This window comes from Eoetvoesiella sp. (genome assembly GCF_035555955.1).
GTDB lineage: Bacteria > Pseudomonadota > Gammaproteobacteria > Burkholderiales > Burkholderiaceae_B > Eoetvoesia.
In genome coordinates, this window is sequence record NZ_DATMGA010000059.1 from 1 (window position 1) to 8,028 (window position 8,028).

6 protein-coding genes and 1 pseudogene are annotated in these 8,028 nt (G+C 60.8%); 2 read left to right on the plus strand and 5 right to left on the minus strand.

The genetic code is table 11. The annotated features are described in order from the left end of the window. Window positions 1-653: pseudogene (locus tag VNT00_RS13910) on the minus strand (autotransporter outer membrane beta-barrel domain-containing protein); the annotation flags it as partial. A 371-nt stretch (window positions 654-1,024) separates the two neighbouring features. On the opposite strand from VNT00_RS13910, the gene VNT00_RS13915 reads away from it, so the two are divergent. Then, on the plus strand, window positions 1,025-4,414 hold the full coding sequence (locus tag VNT00_RS13915) for a molybdopterin-dependent oxidoreductase (RefSeq protein WP_325588465.1): 3,390 nt from the start codon (window positions 1,025-1,027) through the stop codon (window positions 4,412-4,414). 137 nt (window positions 4,415-4,551) lie between these two features. Here VNT00_RS13915 and VNT00_RS13920 read toward each other — a convergent pair whose 3' ends face one another. Both VNT00_RS13920 and VNT00_RS13925 read right to left on the minus strand, forming a co-directional pair. Next, the gene (locus VNT00_RS13920) at window positions 4,552-5,058 is read right to left on the minus strand and encodes a YgiW/YdeI family stress tolerance OB fold protein (protein WP_325588472.1); all 507 of its coding nucleotides are present in this window, start codon (window positions 5,056-5,058) and stop codon (window positions 4,552-4,554) included. A 5-nt stretch (window positions 5,059-5,063) separates the two neighbouring features. Next, window positions 5,064-5,795, minus strand: a complete 732-nt coding sequence (locus tag VNT00_RS13925; protein ID WP_325588468.1) for a TetR/AcrR family transcriptional regulator — start codon at window positions 5,793-5,795, stop codon at window positions 5,064-5,066. On the opposite strand from VNT00_RS13925, the gene VNT00_RS13930 reads away from it, so the two are divergent. Then, the gene (locus VNT00_RS13930) at window positions 5,738-6,958 is read left to right on the plus strand and encodes a glycosyltransferase (RefSeq protein ID WP_325588470.1); all 1,221 of its coding nucleotides are present in this window, start codon (window positions 5,738-5,740) and stop codon (window positions 6,956-6,958) included. The two genes, VNT00_RS13925 and VNT00_RS13930, sit on opposite strands and share 58 nt — an antisense overlap. A 21-nt stretch (window positions 6,959-6,979) precedes the next feature. Here VNT00_RS13930 and VNT00_RS13935 read toward each other — a convergent pair whose 3' ends face one another. Then, complete coding sequence (locus VNT00_RS13935; protein ID WP_325588471.1) at window positions 6,980-7,483, minus strand: GNAT family N-acetyltransferase; 504 nt, start codon at window positions 7,481-7,483, stop codon at window positions 6,980-6,982. Further along, a complete protein-coding gene (locus tag VNT00_RS13940) occupies window positions 7,480-7,761 on the minus strand; it encodes a type II toxin-antitoxin system TacA family antitoxin (RefSeq protein ID WP_325588474.1) in 282 nt (93 codons plus the stop codon). Before VNT00_RS13940 ends, VNT00_RS13935 begins: the two co-directional genes overlap by 4 nt. Window positions 7,762-8,028: the final 267 nt, after the last annotated feature.

Consider the following 8,028-nt stretch of genomic DNA (forward strand, 5'->3'; position numbering starts at 1 on the left):
TTCCCGCCGCGGCCGGCATCCCGCTCGCCGCCGAAACCGTTGGGCAAGGCGCTATCGCTGCCTGTGCCGCCCGATGATTGGGCCGCAACGCCAAAGCCAATGCCGCTTACCGTCGTATCGGTCAGTGTCGCGCGCGCCAGATGGCCGTCGCCCCCAATGCCATAGCCGCCATTCGGCCCATTGGCGTTGCCATACAGGCCACCATTGCCGCCGTTCGAATAAAGATCGATTCCACGACTGGCAGAAGTGATCACGCTTTTTGACAAGCCATAATCAATATTTCGTCCGCCCGCGCCGTTGCCGCCCCAATGAGAGTACTCCGCATCCTTGCCATTCCCGCCGTTGCCGCCACTCACATCGATCAGAATACCGGCCTGGCCGGATCCCGTCGCGGTGCAGATCAGATTGCTGTCGCTCTGAATGAAATCCCGCGGGCCCCATTGGCCATCATGGCCGTTATCCGGGTGGATGCCGCCCGAGCAGCAAGTGCCATCCGCGCCACGATAGACATAGGCCAGCGGTGAACCGGACTGGGCATGGGCCGTCCGCACAGAAAAATGGAACGCCGCAATCCCGGCCAGCAAGAAGAGCGCAAGCCAGCATAGCGGGAAACCGCTGCGGCCCAGCTTCAAAAATTTTTGCGTAAATGTCATGGCGGCGCATAAACAAGGGATTTGAAAACCGATTAAAGAAAATCGCTGGCCGCCGGGCAAGATGAAGATGACGAATCAACATTTCTGTCCGATGAGTGACCATTTATCGCCCCAAAAGCCCGACCGTCCCTCGCGACACAATGCCTTCAAAATATTTTTACATTTTGACATACTCGCACGGGAAAACCCTAGCCAGCTCCGCATGTACCGCCCAAACCGGTGTTGCCTACACTACTCCCACTAGCTGCTTGCTCCGCGAATCCATCAAAGCCGCGCACGATGGAACGGGGCATGCCCATCAAGCCTGGTTTGCGCGCTTGCCGCCTTGCCGGCGGCCGCCGAGTTGATTGCCGTGGATGTATGTTGCTGTCATGACTGTTGAAGAAAAAATAGGTTTTTGCACACTATGCCGCTCCCGCTGCGGGTCGATCAATACGGTTGACAACGACCGCCTGATCAGCGTCCGGCCCGCCGCCGGCCACCCCACCGGCAAGGCCATGTGCACCAAGGGCAAGGCGGCCCCCGAACTGGTGCATAATCCGCGACGTATTCTGCATCCCATGCGCCGCACTCGCCCCAAGACCGAAGCCAATCCCGGCTGGGAGCGTATCTCCTGGGACGAAGCGATGGGCGAGGTCGCGCAGCGGCTGGGCCGTGTGCGCCGCGAGCACGGCGCCGAGTCCGTGGCCTTCGGCGTCACGACGCCCAGCGGCACACCATTGTGCGACAGCATCGAATGGATCCAGCGATTCATCCGTCTGTTCGGCAGCCCCAACAGTTGCTATGCCATCGAAGTCTGCAATTGGCATAAAGACTTTGCCCATATGTTCACGTTCGGCTGCTCCATACCCACTGCCGATTACGCGCACAGCGATCTCATCATGTTGTGGGGGCATAATCCGGCCAATGTGTGGCTGTCCCAGGCGGCGGCGATCAGCCAGGGACGATCGCACGGGGCGAAGATGATCGTGATCGACCCTCGCTGCACCGCGCTGGCGGGACAGGCCGATCATTGGCTGAGGGTACGGCCAGGCACCGACGCCGCCCTGGCCTTGGGTCTGGCGCACATCATCCTGAAGGAACAAGGCTACGACAAGGAGTTCGTGCGCGGCTGGACCAATGCGCCGCTGCTGGTCCGGGACGATACCGGCCTCTTCTTGCGCGAAAGGGAGGTCGACGCCGGCGCCGCCCGCAATCGCCCCCTGGCCTGGGATACCGAACGCCATTGCGCCGCTCCGTACGACGCCTCGGTGGATCAGACCCGGACTGGCGCCGGCTTCGCCATGATGGGCAACTACGTCGTCAATGGCGTTGCCTGCCGGCCCGCGTTCCAGCACTTCTCGCAGGCCTGTGAACCCTATACCCCCGAACGCACCGCATCCATTACCTGGGTGGCGGAAGCCGACATCCGCGCAGCAGCTCGCACCATCATGGAGTCTTCGCGCATCGCCTACCATGCCTGGACGGGAGTGGGCCAGCACACCAACGCCACGCAAACCGAGCGCGCCATCGCCACCCTGTACGCCCTGACCGGAAGCTTCGACAAGGAGGGCGGCAACGTGCTGTGGAACCGCCAGCCCGTGAATAGCGTCAACACGCTGGATCTGTTGCCCGAAGCTCAGCGTGCAAAAGCCCTGGGTCTGGACCGCAAACCGCTGGGGCCGCCCGCCCAAGGCTGGATCACGCCGCATGATCTCTACACAGCCATCCTCGACGGCGATCCCTATCCCGTCAAGGCATTCATGGGCTTCGGCAGCAACCCGCTGATGGCCCATGGCGACGTTGAACGAGCCAGGCAAGCCTTCGAGCAACTGGAGTTCCATGTCCATTGCGATCTGTTCGAAACGCCGACCACCCAATACGCGGACATTCTGCTGCCCATCAATACCCCCTGGGAGCGCGAAGGCCTGCGAGTGGGATTTGAAATCAGCGGCGATGCCGAAGAACTGGTGCAGCTGCGCCAACGCATGGTCTCGCCGCGCGGCGAGTCCCGCTCGGACAACGACGTGGTTTTTGAACTGGCCACCCGGCTGGGCATGGGAAAGGATTTCTTCAACGGCAATCTCGAAGCGGGCTGGAACCACATCCTGTCGCCGCTGGGAATCGACATCGCAACACTGCGCCTGCACCCCGAGGGCGTACGCCGCCCTTTGCCGCAGTCCTTCCAGAAATACGCCGACCAGACCGATCATGGCGTACGCGGCTTCGCCACCGAAACCGGCCGCGTGGAGCTGTACTCGGAAAAGCTGTTGCGCCACGGCTATCCGGCCGTGCCGAAGTTCGAAGAACCGGCCGACCACCCCGGGAGCACTTCCAATTTCCCCTATGTGCTGAGTTCGGCCAAAAGCGGATATTACTGCCACAGCCAGCACCGAGGCCTGGTCTCGCTGCGCAAACGCGCCCCCTTCCCCCAAATCGAAATGCACTCGCAGTTGGCCGGCAAGCACGACATCCAGGACGGAGACTGGTGCGTCGCCGCCACGCGGACGGGACAGGCCCGGTTCAAGGCCAAGCTCAACGATTCCCTGGATCCCCGGGTGCTGGTGGCCGAATACGGCTGGTGGCAAGCCTGCGACGACCTGGGCCAGCCCGGCTACGAAATCTCCGGCCGCGGCGGCAGCAACTTCAATGCCTTGGTCGGTTCGGATCATGCCGACCCTGTCAGCGGCGCCGCGCCGCATCGTTCCCAGATGTGCACGATCGCGCTGGATCCGGCCATCGACCCGCATCGCCGGCGCTGGGCGGGCTACAGGCCGGTTCGCGTCGCGGCGCTGCAGCGGGAACCCGGCGACGTCACGCGCGTGACCCTGGAGGCGCTCGATGCCGGCCTGCTGCCCGACTACCAAGCCGGCCAGTACATATCGATCCGCTTCTCCAGCGTGCCAGGCCATGGCGAAGTCACGCGCACATATTCGCTTACGGGCGCAGCCGAACAGGCAAATCGGAACACCTATCAGATTGCCGTGAAGCGGGTGCGCGACGGCATTTTGTCCAACCATATCGCGGACAATCTGCAATGCGGCGACATCGTGCGGATGCAGGCTCCGGGCGGCAATTTCGTCATACCAATCCGCATTGCGCAGCCGGTGGTTCTGATTGCGGGAGGCATAGGCATCACGCCCTTCATCAGCTACCTGGAATCGCTGCCGTCCATGGCCAGCCCTCCGGAAGTCGTGCTGCATTACGCCAACATCAACAGCAGCACCCATGCGTTCAAGACGCGCCTGGAAGAACTCGCCACCCGCTTGCCTTGCCTGACCCTGATCAACTACTACGAAGCGCCTCTCGCCGAGGATCGCGTGGGCGCCGACTACCAAAGCCTGGGCCGGATCTCGTCATGCTCCATACAGGAACACTACATCGAGCGCCGGGCGCGCTTCTATATGTGCGGACCGGGCCCGATGATGTCGGCGGTCACCGAGGCCCTGGCCGCCCGCGGCGTGCCCAAATTCGATGTTTTCAAGGAAGAATTCCGCGCGCCCGCCGCGCCCATGCCGGGCGGCGCCCAGAAATTCAACGTGCATTTCGCGCGCTCGCAATGCAAGGCAACCTGGAGCCCCGCCGACGGCAGCCTGCTCGCTTTCGGCGAAGCGCTGGGCATCTCCATGCCCAGCGGCTGCCGGGTCGGGCAGTGCGAAAGCTGTGTGCTGGACATCCTGTCCGGACAAGTGCGCCATTTGTCGCCCATGGCCGACGCCACCGAGGATAAATGCTTTACCTGCCGGGCCATTCCCGGCTCGGACCTGGTTCTCGACATATAGAAGGAAGACAAAGACTATTCATGATCCGCCAACCGGCGGTTCTGGAGGCGCTGGCCATACGGCTATCGAACGCAACCTCCTCAAGCCTAGCGGGCCGGCCTCGAATACTCGCAGCGCTGGCCCGCTGGCGGACGTCGTTACTCAACCAGCCGCAGAGAGTCCACCTCGATTTCAGGCGGCCTGCGCAGCCCGGTATCGACTTCGCCCACAATCTCCACTTTCGTTTTCTCGTCGACACGCTGCGAGGCGAAGTGCTTGTCTTTGATCTCCGCCACAATCTCGCCGGTGCCATCCGAGAAAATGTACTTCTCGTGCCCCTCTTTTCTCAATAGATAACCTTGCAGCCTCACGTCCTGGTCGTCGACAGGGTTTTTGAGGATGCCGGCCACGGAAGCCTGGGGCTTCGCGGACGGGCCTGAATACTGTGCATGGACGGGCACGGTGAAAATGCCCGCGATGGCTGCGGAGGCTAACCACAGCCGGATTCTTGAATGGACTGGCATGCTGCCTCCCAAAGTCGAAGATAGAGAAAAGCCCTGTCCCCCGCCGCCGGCAAGCGCGACAGGAACGGCGAAGCCGTATCGTTGTTCCCCCCACAGTGTACGAGCTGGCGCCAAGACGGCCAACCCAGAGACGGCATCCACTTTTTTCAACGACCTCCTGCCGCCCCATCGATGAAGAGAGCAACCACCATGTCGAACTCCTGGCGCAGGTCAAGCCCGGGCTCCGTGAGCCAGCGCATCAGGGCACCGAGATACAGGTAGTGGAAATACGTTCCAAGCTGCTCGGCCGGATAGCCGGAGCGCAGTTCTCCCCGTTCCTGCGCTGAGACAATCAGCATCACCCAGACGGGAAGGAGGCCCTTGCTTTCCCCGACCGCCGCACCCGGATCGAAAGTCGCAAATTTGTGCCGGATGTAGGGCAGCAAGTAATCGGTGTGTTGTTCGCACCACTGCGCAGACCCATGCAGCAAGCGCAAAACACTGCTGCGGAAACTAGCCTGGTCATCGATGCGAAAATCTCCCCGCGCGAGATCCCCCGCCAATTCCGTCTCCAGCACACGCTCGAGCAACGCCTCTTTAACTGGAAAGTATTTATACAAGGTGCGTTTGGAGACGGCTGCCTGACCGGCGATCCGCTCCATGGTTACACGTGTGTAGCCGTGCGATTGAAACAACTGTTGTGCTACCCGCTGAATATGTGCGGGGATCTCTGCGCGGAGGCTGGGCCGAGTGGGGCTGCGTGGCATGCTTTGATAGTTATGGCGGCAAGTGAATGGTTCCATGATAAAGTATACGACGTTTACTTTATCACTGGAAGCCCATGAAACTCGTCGTTCTGACTTTCGGCACCGAAGGGGATACACGTCCATTGGTCGCATTGAGCCAGGCCCTGGCCGAATCCGGGCATGCGGTTTCCTTCCTGGGAGAGGCTCAATCGCTGGGATTGGCAGATCGGCTTGCGGTTCCAGCCGTGCCATTGCCTGGGGATATCCGCGCGCTGTTTTCCCAATGGAGCCCGTCTGGCGCACGAGGCACAGCCAAGGCGCTCGTAGCGCTGACCAATGCCAACACTACGGCATGGATGACAAAAACCCTGGAGACGGCACAGGGCTGCGACGCAATCGTGCTCTCGGGGCTGGCGGGCTTTGTCGGGCTTTCGGTCGCAGAGCGTTTGAGGGTTCCGGCCATTGGCGCCGGCATGATCCCGCTAACTCCATCAAGGGAATTCCCATCCCCATTCCTGCCCCCCGCCTGGATTCCAGCCCAGTTGAATCGAGTCAGCCTTGCGCTTACGAATCAATTGCTTTGGAGGGCTCTCAGAAAAGCGCTCAACCGCGCCAGAGCCGAAGTACTCGGGCTACCGCCCAGGACGGAACTTTGGACCAAGCACCCAATGCTATATGGCATTTCACCAACCCTGTTGCCAAAACCCGAGGACTGGCCGGACAATGCCGCACTATGCGGCCAGTGGGTGCCGCCGCTGGCCGCCGGCTTCACCCCGCCAGCCAAGTTGGCGCAGTTCCTCGCCGCGGGTCCGGCGCCGATCTACATGGGCTTTGGCAGCATGGCTGGCATCGATCTGCCGCGTATGCTCGAAATCGTCGTCAAAGCATTGAACGGCCGCCGTGCCGTGGTATGGCCGGGATGGAGCGACATGGGACAGATGGAGCTTCCTAAAAACATCCTTCGCATCGATGCCACGCCGCACGACTGGCTATTCCCCAGAATGGCGGCGGTGATCCACCATGGCGGCTCGGGAACTTCGCACTCGGCTGCAAGCGCAGGCAAGCCATCCATCGTCATGCCATTCGCAGGAGACCAGCCTTTCTGGGCTGATCGACTCTGCCAGCTGGGCATTGCGCCGCCCGCGCTGTCTCCCGCCCGCCTGGATACTGCGGTTCTTGCCAAGGCTCTTTCATTCGTGGAAAAGCCGTCGGTCGTCGATCGCGCCGCCGCCGTAGGGCGGATCATGGCTCGCGAAGACGGCCTGTCTACAGGCGCCACGATGATCGAAAGATTCCTCTCCGCCTCCTCGGGTTGACGCTTTGCTGACACTGAAACGCTACTTTGAAGAAGGCCGGACAGTCGCCAGGGGCAGGAACAGGGTCAGCGGTGAATCAGGCAAAGCAATGAAGCCGTGATGCCGATAGAAAGCTGAGGCCGCCTCGTCTTTGGCATCCACCATCATGGCAAAGGCGGCAATCTCTGCTCGGGCAGCACGATCGAGCGCATCTGCCAACAGCGCACCACCCAGCCCTTGCCCCTTGAAGGCCTGGTCCACAGCCAAGCGGCCCATACGAACCGCTGGTACGGTCGGATAACGAGGCAGTTTTTTGCCGATATTGGAAGGAAGGTCAGTCAACAAGCAACTTGCCGAAGCCAAAGTGTAGTAGCCCGCAATGCGTTGCTCGTCAGCCAGCGCGACATAACACGCAGCGACACGACGGCGGATATCCTGCGTGGCCTGCGTCTGTAAGTAGCGGTTCAAAGATTCCGAATCGCTGTTGAATGCAGCGCGATTGTGCTTGCCATCCAGCATGGCAAGCCGAAACGGCGTACTGCTCATTCAGCACGCAGGAGTTTGTTGCGGCGTGCAAAAGCACGTTTGAGGGCCGGTGTTTGCTTAGGCGGTGACAGCAGCGCCCGCGCAAAGCTCTCCTGATCGGCCATCGACAAACGGATGACCTCGGCCTGTTCGATGGCGCGTTGTGCGGCGTCTTGGACAGCGGTGACCACGAAATCAGTCATGGTGCGCCCCTGAAGCTCAGCGGCGCGTTTGAGCATCGAATGCAGGTCAGTGCTGATTCGAGCTTCGAGACGGGCGGTAGAGATGGCTACAGGCATGGTGATGTCCTCCATGCAAAAATTGTACGGCAATTTGCCGGATTAATCAAATGAGCTGAGCAGATGCACACCGACTACGCCAGCAATGTCAAGATTTGGTCAAAGTCGGACGGCCAAGAAAAAACGGGCTCTTCATCATTAAAGGGGGACAGCGACATTCATTAGACTTGTTTTTGCGAAGAAACACGTTTAATGGAGGCAATGCCGATGTCCCCCGTAGATTCTATCTTAGGAATCCGAGATTTATGGATTGAACGAGTCGAGCGC